We start from the raw sequence: 17,992 nt of genomic DNA, 5'->3' as shown, positions 1-17,992 counted from the left end.
ATCAACTCCACTCCCTACAATTCAAATAATCTTCCCAAGTATCTATATCCATCCCAATTTTTCTATTATTAAAATATACAAATCCTACTTTATCACCTAAACCTTGTATTATACCTCTTCCACCAATATCTCCAGATACATTTAATAACTGCTGCCTTAAATCTCTTGAAAAAATAACAGGATTACCTCTTTTGCCATCGAAAATTGGCACTACTACTTGATACTTTCCCGACTTGAATACTTTTATTATATTATTTATTGCTTCTACTTTTAAAAATGGTTGATCTCCCATAAAAAACATATAACCTTTTACATCTTTTGAAGATGAAACAATACCAAGTTTTACAGCCTCACTCTGTCCTAATTTCGCTTTTTTATTGAATACAGTTTTAATACCATATCTTTTAGCTATTTCTCTTATTTCTTCCTTTCTATATATCATTATCACTTCATCAACATCTGATTTGCAAACCATTTTTATAACTCTTTCGATAATAGCCATACCGTTAATATCAAGTAATAGTTTATCTCTTTCCATTCTTCTAGAGAAACCAGAAGCTAATATAATGCCTGAAATCAAATTTTATCACTCCATATATAAGTGATTTCACCATCTCTCATTTGTCCTATCAATATTTTAGATAATGGATATTTACTACTTATTATCTTTTTCACTATATTTATTCCATATCTTTTTTCTCTATCTGTATCGCATTTGTTTAGGATAAGATATCTAGCACAATATTGAGTTGTATTTTTGAAAAGCCCGTTATCTGAAACAACTATTTTAAAAATCTTTTCCTCATCTATAATTTCACCTATATTACTATCTGTAATCTGACAAAATATTTCTGGTCTGTGAACACTGTCATCTTCTATCCTTCTGCCAATACAATCTAATCCTATCACCCCAACTACTTTGGTTGCATTACAAGGCAATACAGGTTCATAGCTTGCAGGAGCTTTGATAGGCTTTCGCTTCGAACCGTCAGCTTCAACTAATATATAATCAAACAGCCTCGAATTATATAATTTCTCAATAAATATCCTATTTAATCCTAAAAGTTTATTTTCTTCAGAAATTTCTCTGCCCAATACTGTTACTGTACCTTTATTAATATTACCGAAATCTTTTAAGTTTAATGAATTTGTAATTATAAGGTTGTCATATTCTTCTTCGGCAGGTTTAAATATAGCTGTCGTTGTAGTAACTAAAACTTTGCATCCTAGTTTTTTTAACTCTCTAGCCAATTTAAACATTGTAGTCGTTTTTCCACCTGCTCCTACGAAACAAATAAGCTCTTTTATTTGAGAATCTATATCTAAAGCTTCAAATAGCTTCATTATTCAATTTTCATCCTCTCCTCAAAGCCTTCAGAATGTCAATCTCATAGCTCTCCTTCACTTTTTTAAGATGCTCTATACCACAATCGCAATAATATTTCAAATCCCTTTTCAAATAATCCTTAAATATCTCGTTCAAAAACTGATTTTTATCCATTTTACCTCTAATCTCAGCCTTAACTCTATATACCAATCCTAATTCATACGGACTTTTTAGCTTTTTAGAAAAAGAATCTGCTCTTTTTAAACATTCCAAGGCTTCTCTATATTTACCTTCTTGCACATATAAAAGTGCCATATATCCTTCAGCAGTTGAACGCCCCCAAAGTGCATCAATCTGCTTATATACCTCTAACGCTTTTCTTAAATACTGTCTCGCCCTATGATAGTCCCCCATATCATAAGCTGCTTGTCCTGCATTTGTCGTAAATATTGTAAGTCCTCTTATTACTTTTTTGTCTTCACAGATTTTAATAGCTTTATCATAAAATACAAGTGCTGTTGAAAAACTCATGTTATGCCTTCTTATCTCACCTATATAGTTATAGGCGGCTGCTATATTTAGTGAATACCTATCTTCATTTTGATTAAGTATTGTAAACATTTTTATAGATTCCTTCAAAAACTCTTCAGCTTTTCTGTATTCACCAGACATAATCTTATTTACCCCTTTAAGCCTTAATAAAATAGCTATATCCTTTTTATATTCCAACTGTCTGGCAAGCTTTAAGCCTAAATCTAGATACTTTTTCATAATATCGTTATTATGAGTTTGAATAGAATAATATATCATCTGTCTATAACCCTTCAATGCGTATTTATATTCTCCAATCTCAATAGACTTACTTATAACCTTCTTTATATAATCAATTCCTTTGTCATATTCACCTTCTTTTATTAAATATCTACCCTTCATATGAAAAAATGCTATCTCAATCTTTACGATATCTTCAGTCAGACCTTCCTTTTCCTTTACTTCTTCAAGTAATTTCTCGATATCATCTAAATACTTAACAGCTCTATCTTTCGTTATATACAAATACCCTTGGTCCTTAACTGGCATATTTGTTAATTCAGGGAAAAGCTCATGACTGAAATCTAAATACTTATTAACATTCTTTATACTATACTTTAAAGTGGCTAACTTATTGCCTCCATTAGAAAAATGATATATAAGCTTTGGATATAAAAGCATATCGCTGTTATTATTCTTTAAACTACCCTCTAATATAAGTCCAACTTTATTATGAAGCAGTCTTCTCATAGCCTGAGATTGTTCAAAATATACAAACTCTCTTAATTTTTGATGAGTAAACTTATAACTTATTTTATCTTCTTGAATTATTTCCTTAATTATATATTTGTTTTTTAATTCTTCGATAATTTCAATAATTTCAAATTCACTCTTTCCACTTACTTCTTTTATGATATCTAGACTTGCCTCATCAAAAAATAGTGAAATGATATTTACTATTTTCCTGCCGCCTTCTGAAATATCTAGCAATCTGCTTTTTAGTATGTCTTGAATTTTTGAAGTCATAAAGTTTATATTACCTTTTTCTTTTACTGTATTTAAAAATTCAACTAGAAAAAAAGTATTGCCTTCTGTTTCTTCATAAATCCTATTTTTTAATTCTTCAGTAAATTTATGTTCTGGAAGAGCTTTATTTAAAAAATCCTCTACCTCATTTTTCGTAAACCTACTTAAGCATATTTTTTCTACCCTATTATATTTACTCAAAAGTGATGTAAACTTCTCAATTTTATAACTACATACATTTCTTAAAGTGCCTAATAGATTTATATTATTATTTTCATCATGCAAAATTATTTTGCCAAGTAAAGATAAACTCATATCATCCATCCAATGTAAATCTTCAAATATAAGTAATATTTTTTTCCTTCTAGAAACTTTTTTAAAAATACTTAAAATTACATCTTCAACAACCTGATATTTTAAACTGTCTATTCTTTCAACTGGATTTATATTAAGCTGTATTGATTCGTCTGCAAATACAGGAAATATACAAGAGATAATATTTTTCCACAAAACTGGAATATCTATTTTTTCACTTTCAATAATATCAGTAAGCTTGTCAAGTATAGTATTCCATGGTTTAAGTAAATAATCTTCTTCCACTTGATAGCAGTTAGCTTCAATTATATATACATCTTTCTTGTCTATCATACTTAAAAACTTATCCTTAAGCTTGGTTTTGCCTATTCCAGCTTCTCCTATTATAAGGACCGACTTTGAATCTTTACCGTATATGAATTGCTTAAAATTTTTTTCTAGAAACTGAAGTTCTTTATTTCTCCCATAGAAAAATTCTTTGTTACTTAAATCTTTCTTTTCCTTCAAATTTCTCATAAGCAAAATATTTTCATAAAGCTCCTTAGTTTCTGACTCAGGAGTTATTCCTAATTCACTGGCTAATCTTTTTAATAACTTGCTATAAATATCAATTGCTCTGTTATAAGCTCCTTTATTACTATAAAGTTTCATCAAAATTCTATGTGCCTTTTCATCAAATTCATCAGCTTCAATCAGTAATTTTGCATATTTTTCAACTAAATCATATTCTTTTTTTAATTGGCTTTCATTTATCCTTTTATAGAGCTTTGATATATATATTTCTTTGAAATTCTCTCTTGTACTTAACAGCCATTCATCAAATTTTTGAGCATCTTTAACTAAAAAACCCTGTAAAAACTCTCCTGAATACGCTTCGATATCATTATCGCTATCAGATAAAAAAACATCCAAATCTGCATGTAAATCTACTTCAGGGTTTAACATAACAATCTGCTTTTGTGGAGATATGATAATATCCATATCAAAAGATTTTCTTATCTTATACATCGTATTTCTCAAATTCTTTTTTGCAATTTTTTCTGAAAGCTCTCCCCACAAAAGTAAAGCTAGCTCATCTCTAGTTGCTTCTTTGTTTACCACTAAATAATAAAACAAAGCTTCTGCTTTTCTTAAAGGAAAAGTTATTTTTTTGCCATCCTTTATTACAGTAGGAGTATTAAACATCTTTACATATATTGAAGCCATATAATCCCACTTTCACTTAATTTATTTAAATCGAAGATTTTATTCATATATTTCGACTAAATATACTAAAATCCTTTTTTTATTTAGGTGCTGGGTACTTGACATTAGGTACTAGGTACTTGGGAAATGTAAAATTGAAAATGAAAAATGTAAAATTATTTGGCTGTTCGCCTTTCGCTATTCGCTCTTCGTATATAATAAATATCGAGTATCGAATTGCGACTGACGAATAGCGAATGACGGTTATAATAAAAAAAGAGCCATAAGTTGGCTCTCTATTCTGCTTTTTTAAGTAATTGTATATAATAATCTTTCGATACGACTATACTTTTATCTTTAATCATAGTTTCAATACTATTTACTTTGTCTTCTATTCTATTTATTTTTTCAGAATTCTGTGTTACTCCATCTGTTAATATATCTATCTTATCAGTTAAAACTTGTTCTAATCTTACTCTATCGTGCCTTCCTTCTTCAAAACCTTGTTTCATTTTTTCTTCCAATTGATGTATCTTTGAATATATATCTTCTTTCATCCGAAGCATTTCTGAATACATTTTTTCTAATAATTGAAAAACTTTATCATCCATCCTGTAACCCCCAGTAAAATACTGTAAATGGTATTTCGCAATTCGCTATTCGTCAAATCAGAAAGCAAAAATGTGCTTTGTTATTATATTTATATTATCATTCCTTACAAAAATATACAACTAATTTTCTATAATCCATAGGAAATTATATTCCTTATTAAACTGCCGGATATTTCTAAATATAATTTCTGTAATGGATTTCAACAAAATCTACCTTAATGTAATTTATTTAAATCAAAGATTTTGTTATACGGAAAAATTGTTCTTTTCTCTTCCTATTGTTGCTGATACTAAAACTGTCAATGGTATAGTTAAAATAAGCCCTATACTTCCAGCTAATGCCCTAACGACTTCTGAAGCAATCATATCTCTGTTTATTATCTCAATAAGTGAGAAGTTATACGCTAAAAACAAAAGCATTAAATGAATTGCCCCACCTGCATATGCTAATATTAAAGTATTTGACATAGTTCCCATAATATCTCGTCCCATATTCATACCAGACTTCATTAGATCCTTTGTACTAATTTCTGGATTAACAGCCTGCATTTCATGCATAGCTGAAGAAATAGACATACTTACATCCATTACAGCCCCTAAGGCCCCTAGTATAATTCCTGCAAAAAGTAGTCCTCTAAAATTAAAACTTATATTCTGAGGAATAAACATAAGCATTTGAGCTTCTTCATTACCTAATCCCGTAAGTCTTGCCATTGTACCAATACCTAAAGCTATCAGTCCAGCAATTAACACTCCACCTGCAGTACCTATAATAGCACATAAAGTTTTTCTATTTAATCCACTTATAATTAACAGAGTTATAACAATAACTCCTATACTGACAACTACAGATACCAATACAGGATTATATCCTTTTAATATCAAAGGTAGTAATATTTTAACAACTGCTAAAATTGTTAAGACCAAAGTTATTACTGTTTTAAAACCTTTAAATCCGCCCACTAATATTAAAAAAAGTATAAAAGCTATAGCTAAATAAAGCAAATATCTATATCTTGCAATTTCACCTATATATCCAACTAAAATATTTCCACTTTCATCTTCTTCTAAAAATAAAAGTACATTGTCACCCTTATTTACAACAATATTGTAAACTACTCTTTCATCAATATAATTATCTACAATAATAGTTTCTCCTTTATGCTTTCCACTTGTAATTCTTACTTTTACTTGCTGATGACGCATTTCATAGTTTTGGTCATAACCTTCAGTTTCCTCGATTTCATCTGACAATATCTCGATTACTTTTCCATGTACAGGTTTTAGCTCTTCTTGACTAATATCTTGCATTTCAGTTTCAAAACCACCGTCATTATCATCGGCAAAAACATTTGCTGTATTAAACACTAAAGTAAATACAATTAACAATAGAGCAATAAAAAGTAGTCGATTGCTGTTATAAATGTTCATTTTGACAACCCTTTAAATAGTTTATAAGACAATATTAAATCACTCCAATTCATTAGTCAATAGAGAATGCAACTTAATTGCATTGAACCTGTTAATAATATATTTATAAGAATAACGATTATAAAAAATATCGATTATCTTGTCAGGTTACTAGGTATAATGATAGATTTAGCAGATATTCTCATAATCCTCATAGAAAAAAGACAATAAAGAAGCTACCCTTCAGGTAGCTTTAAACTGTCAGTAAACTAATTAAAATTTATGAAATAAAAACGAACACTTTAAAGTATTTACGACCATACTTTTATTCTTAATTATAATTTCAATACTATTTACTTTATCTTGTATACTTTCTATTTTTTCAGCATTTTAAATTACTCTATCTGTCACTATATTTATTGTTCTATCTCACCTTGCTTCTTCAAAACCCTGTTTCATCTTTTCTTTCATATGAAACATTTCAAAATACATTTTTTATAATAATTGAAAAAGTTTTTTCATCCATTTACCTCTCCAACTATATATCTAATTATATATTTACACTATTATTCTTAATAGAAATATACAACCAAATTTCTAAATGTGATAGTGTTGAATTATAACTTAAATGTAATAAATTGAAAATCGTTTTAATGCTATACTTAGACAATCATAAAAATCTATTTATGGTTGATGATCTTCACAATAATCTCGGGCATAAACCATAATTGATCCACAACAACATTTAATAACATATGTTCGACATTGACATGGAGGATCTGATAACACTTTCAATTCACAAAAATCATGTAATGGCCCATCATGACAAATATGTGCAATATACATTGGCTTAATAATATCATCTTTTAGTAAATTATGATTATTATCTGCATAAACTGGCATTATCGTACTTAAAACTAATACTATTATGATTAATAATAAGAAAAACTTCTTCATTAAACCTATACCTCCTAAATATCTATCTTTATTTGAAAATATCTTCTATTCTCGGCTATTCAATTCTTTCTCTATTTCTTCAACTAACTTATCACCTATTTCCTCCATTTTTTTCATCTCTTCCTCATATTCTTTTATCAAATCATTTATATTGTCATTAGTAATGGATTTTTTTTCTAAATTCGTACTTTTACTAGTAATTACTTTATTCATCCTATCTATTTCCTTATTTATTTCTTTCAACTTTGTCCTAATATTTATTAATTCATCTTTATTATCTTTATTTACTTTTTTTAGTAATCTATTTTCGGTGCTTATATTTCCCTCTTTTCTCATATTATTAGTAAAACCACTTTTTTCTTTATTACATCCAGTTAAAATTATAGTTAAAATTAATATTAAAAATAAAAAAAAATTTATAATTCTAAAAGATTTTTTATTTGCTAATTCCACAATATCACCTCCAAACTTATATATCTTCTATATTTAGTTTTTCGTAAAACTTTAGATTAATTATCATAACCTAAATATGCTCATCACAAAAATAAATGTGTTCAAAACTCAGAGGCATTAATTGTCCACAACAGCATTTGTATCTTTCAAAACTACATCCACAACTTTTATAAGTTGTAGAATAATACTCACAATACTTATGAGTTGTACCAGTATGACAAATATGTATAACAGTATATTGAGGTCCAACAATATATATTAACGAATTATTATATGCATATATTGTATCAGTGCAAACTGGAAGTATCATACTTAAAACTAATACCATAATAAATAAAAATGACTTAATCCTTTTCAATTTTTTCCCTCCTAATTTTATAAATGCAATTTCCTAAAATAATTCTATTTATGATATTTTAGCAAATTAAAAAAATTTTAATATTTTTCATGCTAAATTAGTAAAAACTAATAAATAAATCAATTAAAAAAATAGAATATGTAACAATTATCTATGACATTAAAGATATATTTTCGATAATTTTCACTCTAGAAAACAAATAAAATTTCCGTTCTATTTTTCCACATTTCTTTTTACATAACTTCTATTCTCTATGTTTATCACAAGGTATTTCAAAAAACTTCATCGTAATTCCACAACAACAAATCCATTTAATTTTTTGACATCCACAATTATATATAGTAGTTACCCATTCACATTCTGCATGTAATGGCCCGTCATGACAAAGATGTGCAATATACATTGGTTTAATAATATTATTTTTAAACAATTCATAATCAAACATTTTACTAGTACTAGCATCAGCATAATCTGAAACAATAATGTTCGAAACCAAAATCATAATAAAAAGCAAGGAAATAATTTTCTTCATTTTTATCCCTCTTTCATTATATTATCAGTAAATTACATAATCGGCATTTTTGAAAATAACTTCATTATCCATATTAACTCTAGGATATTTATTTTAAATTTCAAAACTCACCCCCATTTTATTATCATCTAATTTATTTCTTTATTTACTATATTTGTATGAATTTGAATCTATTGTAACAGCTTTTTTTAGTTCAATCATATTTTTCCAACATAATTTCCTATATTTCGACTTTTACTACAAAAAAACTTCGAGCTTATATGCCCGAAGTCAAACTGTAAATAAATGTTTTTTATAACTCAACTTTTGAAAGTATTTCCTTTTCTATATTGTTTACTTGAGATTCTAAACTTTCAACCTGTTTTGATACCTTAGATACAAATTCCTCATCTTTTATAGAACCTAAATTTATTTTTACATTATATAAAGCTGAAAGAACTGCAGTCCTTGCCATCATAGCTGCAACAGCTCCATCTGTAACTGCATTTTTATTACCCTTTTCTACAACCTTTGCTGCAAACTCTAATAATTTGAAAGCATCTTCAGCTACTTCAAGAGGTACTAATGCAGCAGTTTTAAAGCTTTCTTGTATAGACTTTTTTCTAGCCGCCTTTTCTTCCTCTGTATCCTTAGGTAATTTAAAAGCAGCCATTACTTTATTAAAAGCGTCTGAATCTCTATCTATATCGTTAACAAATTTTTCTCTGTATTTAGAACAAATACTAACTATCTCTTTCATCTCATCCTCTACATCTTCATAGCCTTTTTTACCTATCGTCAAATTACCAACCATTTCGATTAAACTAGCTGATAAAGAAGCACTTAAAGCCGCTACACTTCCTCCACCTGGAACAGGTGATTTAGAAGCTGTTTTTTCTAGAAATTCCTTAAGGTTTAAATCTTGTAACATAATACTGTCCCCCTATCTTCTTTATTAAAAACTAAAACGCCGTTTTTAATCACTTTTTCAACAGTACTTACACCAATATGATACGGAATATACTTATATGACGGAAACTCAAGAATTATAATGTCTCCTTTTTTACCTACATCTATACTTCCTATGCTATCAACCCTGCCTATTGCAGCAGCTCCATTAATAGTAAGTGCTGTAATAGCTTCTTCAGTAGTCATATTCATATAAAGTGTAGCTAATGCGAAAATTAGAGGTATTGACTCTGTATGACAGCTACCAGGATTCATATCAGTAGCTAATGCAACAGCTAAATTCTGGTCTATCATATATCTAGCTCTAGCATAAGGCTCTTTTAAGCTAAATGCAGTGCCAGGTAAAAGCGTAGCAACAACTCCTTTTTCAGCCATCTGTCTTATTCCTTCATCTGATGCCTGCAGTAGGTGATCTGCTGAAACGGCTCCTAATTCAGCCGCTAATTCGGCACCACCTAGCTGCACAATTTCATCTGCATGAATTTTTAGTTTAAATCCATATTCTTTAGCTTTTTTAAGATACCTTCTAGACTGCTCAACGGAAAAAACATTCTTTTCGCAAAAAATATCACAGAATTCAGCTAATTTTCTTTCAGCAACAACAGGCAGTACTTCATCTATCATAAAATCTATAAATTCATCTTCTCTTCCTTTATAATCCTTTGGTACTGCATGAGGACCTAAAAAAGTTTTTGCAATATCAATAGGATGTACATTATCAAGCTTAGCCATTACTTCTAACTGTTTAATTTCTGTTTCATAATCTAATCCATAGCCACTTTTTCCTTCTACTGTTGTCACTCCAAAAGAAAGCATTGAATCTAGTCTCTTTAATCCTGATTGGAATAGTTCATCTTCAGAAGCTTCTTTAGTGGCTTTAACTGTACTTACAATGCCGCCGCCTCTTTTCATAATTTCCATGTAGCTATCTCCACGAAGCCTCCAAGAAAACTCTTCCGCTCTATATCCTCCAAATACAAAATGAGTATGAGAATCTACAAAACCAGGCAATACAGCTTTTCCAGTCGCATCTATTACTTCATAGTTGTTTTCATTATACTGTTTAAGTATTTCTTCTGTCTTTCCTACTGCTTTAATAATTCCATCTTCTATTACTACTGCTCCATCATTAATTATCTTTAAATCAGACATCTCTTTACCATGCTTAGCTTTAAATCCACTACAAGTAACAAGCTCATTGGCATTCTTTATAATAATATTACCTTTCATGTAATCACTCCATTATCCTAGCTTCTAAAACTTGCTCCATAGAAAAGTCTTCTATACCAAGGTAATATACAGCAGTATCAATTAACGCTTCCATTGGTACAAGACCTATAATCTCACTTCCAACTATATTTACACCGTATCTTCTCGCTTCTATTCTTATAAGCTCAAAAACTCTATAAAGTGCTGTCTTAGTATAATCTGTCATGTTCATTGAAACTTGAACAATTCCTCTGTCTTTAAGTTCTATTCCTATAGCCTTGCAATATCTTAAACCACCACTTATATGTCTAACTCTTCTAGCTATTTGATTAGCTATTTCTAAATTATCTGTAGATAAATTAACATTAAATGCAACTAAAGGCATCCTTGCTCCTACAGCAGTTACTCCAGCTGTTGGATGAACTTTATCTGGACCAAAATCTGGTTTCCAATCTGGGTCTTTAAGTTTTTCTTCCATACCCTCAAATTCGCCTTTTCTTATTTTAGCAAGATTTTGTCTTTCTGGTCTTGTAGCTGATTTTTCATATAAGAATATAGGTAAATTATACTTTTCTGCAGCTTCTCTGGCCACTTCTTTTGACAATTCAATAGCTTCTGTCATGCTGACATTCTTAACAGGTATAAAAGGCACAACATCTATAGCTCCCATTCTTGGATGTTGTCCTTCATGTTTTGTCATATCAATTAGCTCGATAGCAACTCCCATAGCCTCAATAACTGCTTCTTTTAAAGGCTCTGGCTCACCAACTACTGTTACAACTAATCTATTATGATCTTCATCCCTTTGATAATCTAAAAGTTTAACTCCATCTTTTCCTCTGAACGGATTTACTATTTTCTCTATCTTTTCTAAATCTCTACCTTCACTAAAATTAGGTACACATTCTATTATCTTTTTCATTGCTGCCATTTTTTCTCCTCCTTAAGTTTAGTTCAATTCTTATCAGCAGTATGAGGGACTTAAAGCCCCTCATACAGATTATTTATTCATTTTCTTAAATGCTTCGTCAACAAGACCTTTTACTAAATCTTCATCAGGAATGTATGGTATTGTAATATGGTCTGTTCCTTCATTCATTTTGTTATATTCGATACAAGTTTCAATAGAATTTTCATTTCTAGCCCATGCACGTCTTGCTACTCCACCCATAACATCCCATGGCATTGCTCTTTTAATTATATTGTCTACTCTTTGACTACCATCTAAAACTAATCCGAAACCACCATTAATAGCTTTACCTATTCCTACTCCACCACCATTATGAAGTGCTACAAGACTCATGCCTCTTGCAGCATTTCCTGCGAAACATTGTGTAGCCATATCAGCCATTATGTTACTACCATCTTTTATATTAGATGTTTCTCTGAATGGTGAGTCTGTTCCCCCAGTATCGTGGTGGTCTCTTCCAATCATTACAGGTCCAATTTCACCTTTTCTTACCATCTCATTAAATTTAAGAGCTATTTTCGTTCTTCCCATTGCATCTTGATATAATATTCTAGCTTGAGTTCCTACAACTAATTTATTCTTATCTGCATCCCTTACCCATATATAATTATCTCTATCTTGGAATCTTCTGTTTGGATCTATACATTCCATAGCAGCTTTATCTGTTTTAAGTAAGTCTTCACGCTTACCACTTAAGCAAACCCATCTGAATGGACCATATCCATAGTCAAATAGAAGTGGTCCCATTATATCCTCTACATATGATGGGAATATAAATCCATCTCTTTCATCCACACCATTTTTACATATTTCTTTAACTCCTGCATCATATACAGCTTTCATAAAGCTGTTACCATAGTCAAAGAAATATGTTCCTCTATCAACTAAAGTCTTTATTAATTCAAAATGATGTCTTAAAGATTTGTCTACTAATTCTCTGAATTTAGCTTTATCAGTTCTAAGAAGCTCTGTTCTTTCTTCAAATGTTAGCCCTTGTGGACAATATCCTCCATCATATGCTGCATGACATGATGTTTGGTCAGAAAGAAGATCTATATCTATATTATTTTCAACTGCATATTCTAATAAATCTACAATATTACCATAGAAAGCTATTGCAATACCTTCTTTTCTATCCATATATTCTTTAGCTAATTTAAATGCTTCTTCTGGGTTGTCTACTATTTTACTTACCCATCCTTGGTCATATCTCGTCTGTATTCTTGAATAGTCAACTTCAGCAATAATACCTACACCATTAGCTATTTCAACTGCCTTACCTTGTGCTCCACTCATACCACCTAAACCAGAAGTCACAAATAGACGACCTCTTAAATCTGCATCGTTTGATAAACCAAATTTAATTCTACCTGCATTAAGTATTGTATTATAAGTACCATGAACAATACCTTGAGGTCCTATATACATCCATCCACCAGCAGTCATTTGACCATAGTTTGCAACTCCTAGTGCAGCTGCTCTATGCCAGTTTTCTTGGTCATCAAACATACCTATCATTAAAGCATTTGTGATTATTACTCTTGGAGCCTCTGGTGATGATTTAAAAAGCCCTAATGGATGTCCTGATTCTATTACTAATGTTTGATCTTGAGTCATCACTTCAAGATATTTTTTGATAAGTCTATACTGCATCCAGTTCTGACAAACCTGACCTGTTTCTCCATAAGTAACAAGCTCATAAGGATAAAGAGCTATATCAAAGTCAAGGTTATTGTCTATCATAACTTGAAATGCTTTTCCTTCTATACAGTTACCCTTATATTCATCTATTGGTTTTGCTTTTATATTTCCTTCAGGTCTAAATCTATAACCGTAAATCCTACCTCTAGTTAAAAGTTCTTCTAAAAACTCTGGCGCAAGTTTTTCATGCCACTTTTCAGGTATATATCTTAGTGCATTTTTTAATGCTAACTCTGTTTCTTTTTGTGTTAAAGTAAACTCTCTCTTAGGTGCTCTTCTTATACCTTCAACGAATTTTGGCATTTCTGGTAGTTCATCAAACATATCTTCTAGTTTAATAGTCATTGCCTTGGAAATATCAATATTTGATATCATATTAACACCCCTTTATAAATTATCGTCAATAGTCTTTCGCTATTCGCTATTCGTCATTATTATTAGAATAATCCATACTGTAACAAATTTATCTTTTTAAATATTTATGAAAATATAAGCAAATACTTGAAAGAATTTAGTTAAAAAACTAGGTGAAAATTTTGAAGAAAATCCGTAGGCTTAGCAGGACGCTAAGCCAGCATCCTACAAGACAGGACGTCTTGATTAGGTGCGTTAGGATTTTCTAAAAATTTGAACCTTTAGTTTTTTCTAAATTCTTTCGCATGAGCGTTATTTTCATATATATACTTTGACTAGCTCCATTATTATTAGAATAGTCCTGTTATTTCACCATCTTTAGATATATCCATGTTGTTAGCTGCAGGTACTTTAGGTAATCCTGGCATTGTCATAATATCTCCTGTTAAAGCTACTAAGAACTTAGCTCCAGCAGATACTTTTATTTCTCTAACAGTTACTCTAAAGCCTGTAGGTCTTCCCTTTAATGTTGGATCATCTGATAATGAATACTGAGTTTTTGCCATACATATAGGCATCTTATCTAAACCTAATTCTTCTATCTGTTTAATTTGTTTTTCACACTTCTTAGTAAAGTCAACTCCATCTGCACCATAAACTTCTTTAGCTATTATTTCTATTTTTTCTTTTATTGGCAAATTAACATCATATAAAGGTTTGAAATTAGAAGGTTTATTTTCTATAGTCTCTACAACTTTCTTAGCAAGTTCTACTCCACCTTCTCCACCTTTTGCCCATACTTTTGATAAAACTACTTCTGCTCCAGCCTCTTTACATTTATCGAATAATAAGTTTAATTCTTTTTCAGTATCTGTTGGGAATTCATTGATAGCTACTACAACTGGAACACCGAATTTTTGAACATTTTCTATATGTTTTTCAAGGTTTCCAAAACCTTTTTCTAAAGCTTCAAGGTTTTCTTCATTTAATTTATCCTTTGGTACTCCTCCGTGGTTCTTAAGTGCTCTTACTGTAGCTACTATTACAGCACAATCTGGTTTTAATCCTGCAAATCTACACTTAATATTGAAGAATTTTTCTGCACCTAAATCAGCACCAAATCCTGCTTCTGTTACAACATAGTCTGCTAGTTTTAATGCAAGTTTTGTAGCCATGATACTGTTGCATCCGTGTGCAATATTTGCAAATGGTCCTCCATGTATAAATGCAGGTGTATTTTCTAATGTTTGTACCAAGTTTGGTTTTATAGCATCTTTAAGCAATATTGTTAATGCTCCTGTTGCATCTAAATCGTTTGCAGTCACTGGTTTATTATCATATGTATATGCTACTATCATATTCCCTATTCTTTCTTTTAAATCTTCTAAACTAGTTGCTAAACAAAGAATTGCCATAATTTCAGAAGCAACAGTTATATCGAATCCGTCCTCTCTAGGAACTCCGTTTGCTCTTCCACCTAACCCTACTACGATATTTCTTAAAGCACGGTCATTCATATCAAGTACCCTTTTCCAAACAATTCTTCTAGGGTCTATATTCAATTTATTTCCTTGATGTAGATGGTTATCAAGTAATGCTGCTAATAAGTTATGTGCTGTAGTTATCGCATGGATATCTCCTGTAAAATGTAAGTTTATATCTTCCATAGGAACAACCTGAGAATATCCTCCACCTGCTGCTCCTCCCTTTACACCAAAACAAGGACCTAATGAAGGCTCTCTAAGTGTTGTTATAGCTTTTTTACCTATCTTATTTAATCCCATGCTTAAACCTATGTTTGTTGTAGTTTTTCCTTCTCCTGCTGGAGTTGGATTTATTGCTGTAACTAATATCAACTTACCATCTGGTTCATTTTCTAGTCTTTTTAATACATCTAATGATACTTTTGCCTTATACTTTCCATATAGCTCTAATTCATCCTCTAAAATATCACATTTTTTTGCAACCTCTGTAATTGGCTGCATTTTAGCATTTTGTGCGATTTCAATATCACTCGGTACTTTAACCATTTTTCCCACCCTCTCCTTTTTTTTAACTCTAATTGTTATTATAATGTTTTATCGTCACCAATTCGTCTAATTTTAATCTTTATTTAAAATTTTCTGATATTTTTGTGCAAAAAATACAGCCAAAGACAAAATAGCCTTTGGCTTTTACTTAGCTGCTTCTTTTAAAGTATCCAAATTTTGAAGTGCTATATCTCTTTTAATCTTCAATAATTCAACATTCTTCTTATCTATAACACTTTTTAAATCCTGTATAGAAGCTTTTAGTTTTTCTTTAAGCTTTTCATCTTTTTTATCCAATTTTATTTTTTGGCTAAGTCTTTCGAAAATAGGTTCTAGATATTTTGACATATCCATAGCCTTAGCCCATTCGTTAATTTCTCCATACAAATGTATCTGCCTGATATTATACTTTAATTTTTCAACCTCACCATCAGGGTTTCCTTTATACATATTTAAAAAGTTCGAAAGACGTAAAGTTACACTATTTGTATTAAACAAAGAGTTAATTTCATTTTTAGCATCTACTGATATTGTCAAATTATCAAGAGCTTCTTCAAATTTCTTTATATCTTCTTCTCTTATACCATCTTTTACAACATCTAACTCATACTCATTCCATTTCTTATGAACATTAACAATTACTTTATTTACAGCTTCCCATGCTTTTTTTACTTTCTCTTCTATATCAGCTTCTTCTTTTCCTTCCTCAGACTTTTTCTCTGATTGTCCCATCTTGTCTTTTGACTCATCTTGCTTTTCATCTTTCTGCTGTTTATCTTTTTCCTCTTCCTTCTTTTTATCTTCTTTTTTAGATTCAGCTGCCTTCTCTTTCTCTTCTTTTATTTTTTCTATTTCTTTAAATATATTTTCTACATCTTCTACCATAGCCTTCAATGAAGTAGGTATTTCATCTTTTTTTGTCTTAGGCGACGGTTTTTCTTGTTGTTTACTGCAGGATATACTAACTGGTAAAATTATCAAAATAAGTATTAAGACAAAAATTATTTTTTTAAACTTTACTGTCTTTCTCAACTCAATCACCTCAAAGTTAGTATATCCCAATCTTTATATTTTTAATGTTTTTTCTTAATTAATCTTCAATAATTTTTACATAAACCTTTCTAACTCTGGGGCCGTCAAACTCACAAAAATATATCCCCTGCCATGTACCCAAAAGTAATCGTCCATCTTCTATAAAAACTGTTTCTGAAAAACCCAACAAACTAGCTTTTATATGTGCTGAAGAATTCCCCTCAATATGCTTATAATTATCATCAAATGGTATTATTTTATTAAGCTCCATCAACATATCAGACTTTACATCAGGATCAGCATTTTCATTTATTGTTATTCCAGCTGTTGTATGTGGTATAAAAATATAACAAACGCCACTTTTAACTTTTGAATTCATTATTATTTCTTGTACTTTTCTTGTTATATCTATAAACTCTGTATGCTTTTCTGTTTTTATCTGCAAAGTTTTTATCAAGCAAATCACCCCTTAAAGTTATTACTAAACATCTTATCAACCATATTCTTAAACTCTTTAAAAAGAATTATACCACTGTTTAAATTTTCTTCTGTACATAACACCTCTACTAAACTTTTATAATACCACTCTTGTTTATCCCTTCCTCTTTTAAATCGCTGCCATACTTTTTCACCCATTTTTTTATATGCTTCATACATAGTACTAATATTATGTAATTTATCTGCACATGAAACAACCTGTTCTTCAAACGAAGCAGTCTTTAGATATTCAATAGTATGTTTTTTTCTATCTTCCCATGGTAATGTTTTATCAGGTTCTGAGCATCCTTTTACAATTTTAGCTACTTTCTCACCGAATTCCCTCTGTATAAATTCTAATGTAATAGATGTATCTTCTACAGTATCATGTAAAATCCCAGCAGCAACTATCTCTTCAGATAATCCCTCTCTTAAAAGCATCATACCTACTGTATACGGGTGTGTAATATATGGAATATCTGTACACTTCCTAGTTTGATTTTTATGCGCCTTAGCTGCTACTTTAATAGCACGCTCAATCATAATAATTATCGCTCCTTCATTGC

Annotated in this window: 16 protein-coding genes; all 16 read right to left on the bottom strand. The window is 30.2% G+C overall.

The window, feature by feature from the left end; genetic code table 11:
- Nucleotide 1: 1 nt before the first annotated feature.
- The 16 genes from mocA to BFN48_RS04970 all read right to left on the bottom strand — a co-directional run bounded on the left by mocA (nt 2) and on the right by BFN48_RS04970 (nt 17,969).
- Nucleotides 2–580, bottom strand: coding sequence for a molybdenum cofactor cytidylyltransferase (gene mocA / locus BFN48_RS05050; RefSeq protein WP_069649819.1), 579 nt, complete (start codon nt 578–580; stop codon nt 2–4).
- Nucleotides 577–1,344 (bottom strand): selenium cofactor biosynthesis protein YqeC, encoded by a 768-nt coding sequence (gene yqeC / locus BFN48_RS05045; RefSeq protein WP_069649818.1) that lies wholly within the window; start codon nt 1,342–1,344, stop codon nt 577–579. Before yqeC ends, mocA begins: the two co-directional genes overlap by 4 nt.
- Nucleotides 1,345–1,354: 10 nt before the next feature.
- Nucleotides 1,355–4,405, bottom strand: a complete 3,051-nt coding sequence (locus BFN48_RS05040) for an AAA family ATPase (RefSeq protein WP_069649817.1) — start codon at nt 4,403–4,405, stop codon at nt 1,355–1,357.
- A 275-nt stretch (nt 4,406–4,680) separates the two neighbouring features.
- Nucleotides 4,681–4,995 carry a hypothetical protein gene (locus tag BFN48_RS05035; protein WP_069649816.1) on the bottom strand — a complete coding sequence of 105 codons (315 nt, stop codon included), beginning with the start codon at nt 4,993–4,995 and terminating at the stop codon, nt 4,681–4,683.
- 246 nt (nt 4,996–5,241) lie between these two features.
- The gene (locus BFN48_RS05030; RefSeq protein WP_069649815.1) at nt 5,242–6,426 is read right to left on the bottom strand and encodes a YibE/F family protein; all 1,185 of its coding nucleotides are present in this window, start codon (nt 6,424–6,426) and stop codon (nt 5,242–5,244) included.
- 981 nt (nt 6,427–7,407) lie between these two features.
- Nucleotides 7,408–7,815: a hypothetical protein gene (locus BFN48_RS05020; RefSeq protein ID WP_069649813.1), complete on the bottom strand. Its 408-nt coding sequence runs from the start codon at nt 7,813–7,815 to the stop codon at nt 7,408–7,410.
- 70 nt (nt 7,816–7,885) lie between these two features.
- On the bottom strand, nt 7,886–8,173 hold the full coding sequence (locus BFN48_RS05015) for a hypothetical protein (protein WP_069649812.1): 288 nt from the start codon (nt 8,171–8,173) through the stop codon (nt 7,886–7,888).
- 244 nt (nt 8,174–8,417) lie between these two features.
- Complete coding sequence (locus BFN48_RS05010) at nt 8,418–8,705, bottom strand: hypothetical protein (RefSeq protein ID WP_069649811.1); 288 nt, start codon at nt 8,703–8,705, stop codon at nt 8,418–8,420.
- 292 nt (nt 8,706–8,997) lie between these two features.
- Nucleotides 8,998–9,615 (bottom strand): cyclodeaminase/cyclohydrolase family protein, encoded by a 618-nt coding sequence (locus BFN48_RS05005; protein WP_069649810.1) that lies wholly within the window; start codon nt 9,613–9,615, stop codon nt 8,998–9,000.
- Nucleotides 9,600–10,883 carry an imidazolonepropionase gene (hutI, locus tag BFN48_RS05000; RefSeq protein WP_069649809.1) on the bottom strand — a complete coding sequence of 428 codons (1,284 nt, stop codon included), beginning with the start codon at nt 10,881–10,883 and terminating at the stop codon, nt 9,600–9,602. The genes BFN48_RS05005 and hutI overlap by 16 nt, the downstream gene beginning before the upstream one ends.
- A gap of 4 nt (nt 10,884–10,887) precedes the next feature.
- A complete protein-coding gene (gene ftcD / locus BFN48_RS04995; RefSeq protein ID WP_242863218.1) occupies nt 10,888–11,793 on the bottom strand; it encodes a glutamate formimidoyltransferase in 906 nt (301 codons plus the stop codon).
- Between the two features lie 69 nt (nt 11,794–11,862).
- Entirely contained in the window at nt 11,863–13,908 is a 2,046-nt protein-coding gene (locus BFN48_RS04990; RefSeq protein WP_069649808.1) for a urocanate hydratase, read from the bottom strand.
- 329 nt (nt 13,909–14,237) lie between these two features.
- Nucleotides 14,238–15,917 carry a formate--tetrahydrofolate ligase gene (locus tag BFN48_RS04985; protein WP_069649807.1) on the bottom strand — a complete coding sequence of 560 codons (1,680 nt, stop codon included), beginning with the start codon at nt 15,915–15,917 and terminating at the stop codon, nt 14,238–14,240.
- A gap of 144 nt (nt 15,918–16,061) precedes the next feature.
- Complete coding sequence (locus BFN48_RS04980; protein WP_069649806.1) at nt 16,062–16,949, bottom strand: hypothetical protein; 888 nt, start codon at nt 16,947–16,949, stop codon at nt 16,062–16,064.
- A 58-nt stretch (nt 16,950–17,007) separates the two neighbouring features.
- A complete protein-coding gene (locus tag BFN48_RS04975) occupies nt 17,008–17,406 on the bottom strand; it encodes a secondary thiamine-phosphate synthase enzyme YjbQ (RefSeq protein ID WP_069649805.1) in 399 nt (132 codons plus the stop codon).
- Nucleotides 17,407–17,411: 5 nt separating this feature from the next.
- On the bottom strand, nt 17,412–17,969 hold the full coding sequence (locus BFN48_RS04970; protein ID WP_083238807.1) for an HD domain-containing protein: 558 nt from the start codon (nt 17,967–17,969) through the stop codon (nt 17,412–17,414).
- Nucleotides 17,970–17,992 lie beyond the last annotated feature (23 nt).

The sequence above is a fragment of the Caloranaerobacter ferrireducens genome (assembly GCF_001730685.1).
GTDB classification, from domain to species: Bacteria; Bacillota; Clostridia; order Tissierellales; family Thermohalobacteraceae; genus Caloranaerobacter; species Caloranaerobacter ferrireducens.
The sequence above is the reverse complement of the archived record's forward strand: the minus strand, read 5'-3'. Positions and strand labels throughout refer to the sequence as shown.

Excerpts from the sequence above, each read along its gene's own strand:
- yqeC (WP_069649818.1), bottom strand. The coding sequence starts at position 1,344 with ATGAAGCTATTTGAAGCTTTAGATATAGATTCTCAAATAAAAGAGCTT.
- BFN48_RS05040 (WP_069649817.1), bottom strand. The coding sequence starts at position 4,405 with ATGGCTTCAATATATGTAAAGATGTTTAATACTCCTACTGTAATAAAG.
- BFN48_RS05035 (WP_069649816.1), bottom strand. The coding sequence starts at position 4,995 with ATGGATGATAAAGTTTTTCAATTATTAGAAAAAATGTATTCAGAAATG.
- BFN48_RS05030 (WP_069649815.1), bottom strand. The coding sequence starts at position 6,426 with ATGAACATTTATAACAGCAATCGACTACTTTTTATTGCTCTATTGTTA.
- BFN48_RS05010 (WP_069649811.1), bottom strand. The coding sequence starts at position 8,705 with ATGAAGAAAATTATTTCCTTGCTTTTTATTATGATTTTGGTTTCGAAC.
- BFN48_RS05005 (WP_069649810.1), bottom strand. The coding sequence starts at position 9,615 with ATGTTACAAGATTTAAACCTTAAGGAATTTCTAGAAAAAACAGCTTCT.
- hutI (WP_069649809.1), bottom strand. The coding sequence starts at position 10,883 with ATGAAAGGTAATATTATTATAAAGAATGCCAATGAGCTTGTTACTTGT.
- ftcD (WP_242863218.1), bottom strand. The coding sequence starts at position 11,793 with ATGGCAGCAATGAAAAAGATAATAGAATGTGTACCTAATTTTAGTGAA.
- BFN48_RS04990 (WP_069649808.1), bottom strand. The coding sequence starts at position 13,908 with ATGATATCAAATATTGATATTTCCAAGGCAATGACTATTAAACTAGAA.
- BFN48_RS04985 (WP_069649807.1), bottom strand. The coding sequence starts at position 15,917 with ATGGTTAAAGTACCGAGTGATATTGAAATCGCACAAAATGCTAAAATG.
- BFN48_RS04970 (WP_083238807.1), bottom strand. The coding sequence starts at position 17,969 with ATGATTGAGCGTGCTATTAAAGTAGCAGCTAAGGCGCATAAAAATCAA.